Below are 391 nucleotides of genomic sequence, written 5' to 3' on the forward strand. Positions count from 1 at the left end.
CAGCGAGGTGCCGCGCTCGATTACCGTGTCGCCGAGGTTGTCGACCACGTAGGTGTCGTTGCCAGCCCCGCCGTCCAGGGTATCAGCCCCGGCCTTGCCGTCGAGGAAGTTGGCGGCGGCGTTGCCGGTGAGGCTGTTATCGAGTTCGTTGCCGGTGAGGTTCAACGCGGCGGTGCCGAGCAGCACGCCGTCTTCGACGTTGGCCGAGAGGGTGTAGCTCACCGTCGTGCGGATCAGGTCGCGGCCTTCGTCGGCGAGCTCAGTGACCKTGTCGGTGGCGTTGTCGATGACGTAGGTGTCGTCGCCGCTGCCGCCGCTGAGGGTGTCGGCGCCGGCGCCGCCATCCAGCCAGTCATTGCCGGCCCCGCCTTGCAGGGTGTTGTTGTAGGCG

General features: G+C 67.9%; 1 pseudogene. It reads right to left on the reverse strand.

Annotated elements, in window-relative coordinates:
• Positions 1 to 391 (reverse strand): annotated as a pseudogene (locus tag AC1DLB_RS32310) (hypothetical protein); the annotation flags it as partial.

Source organism: Pseudomonas sp. 05N434 (assembly GCF_056396965.1).